We start from the raw sequence: 764 nt of genomic DNA, 5'->3' as shown, positions 1-764 counted from the left end.
CGAGCTTCTCCCGGTACTCCTTGGCTCGCGGGTATTTCTGCTTGAACTCCGGCGTCAGCAGGTCGCTGAGTGACCTCGGAGCTGGTTGGCGGCTTGGGTCGTAGTCGCTGTGATCCGTCGTTCCCTCATAGCCTTGGGTCGCTCGGACGAAGGTGAACAGCTGGTTGGCCAAGACCGAGTAGACGCGCTCCGCGTCCACCTCGGTGTCTCCTCCAACTCCCACCGGTATGATATCACCGCGTGTCTTCTCGGCGACGAACTGGCTGGTGAGGTGATCTACTTCGCCACCTGACTCAGCACGCATCTCAAGGAACATTTCTATCTCCTCCTCGGTTCGGCCGGAGGCGCGAAGCTCCTCGACCTTGTCTTGTTCCCCAGCACGGGTGGCGATGTCCTCGATGGTATTCTCCTCATTCAACGGTACGTCGTCAAACTCAAGGTACGCCGCCATCAGCACACGAGCCCAGGTCTCACCCATATCGAGTTCGTCCTTGCCCTTCCCCACCGTCGGGATGTCGACGTTGAGGAGCGTGGCAGGGTAGTATAGGCCGCCCCCTCCGGGCGGTGTCGGTCCGGTAACGTGCTCGTTACAGTCCTGACAGAAGGCCGCAATCCGCCCCATGCTCTTGTCACACTGCTTACACCGGAATTCCCACTTCGCAGGGTCTCGCGTTGGTTGGTAGAGGTAGGGGTCGTTACGCTCGTGCTGAGGGCACTCGTTGATGGGCCCCGGCTGAAGCACAGCTCCACACTCGTGGGTGACG

At 60.6% G+C, this 764-nt stretch carries 1 pseudogene; it reads right to left on the bottom strand.

The annotated features are described in order from the left end of the window. Positions 1-622, bottom strand: a pseudogene (locus DVK06_RS18775) (hypothetical protein); the annotation flags it as partial. Positions 623-764 lie beyond the last annotated feature (142 nt).

The sequence above is a fragment of the Halorubrum sp. Atlit-28R genome, assembly GCF_003665955.1.
Taxonomy (GTDB): Archaea; Halobacteriota; Halobacteria; order Halobacteriales; family Haloferacaceae; genus Halorubrum; species Halorubrum tropicale.
The sequence above is the reverse complement of the archived record's forward strand: the minus strand, read 5'-3'. Positions and strand labels throughout refer to the sequence as shown.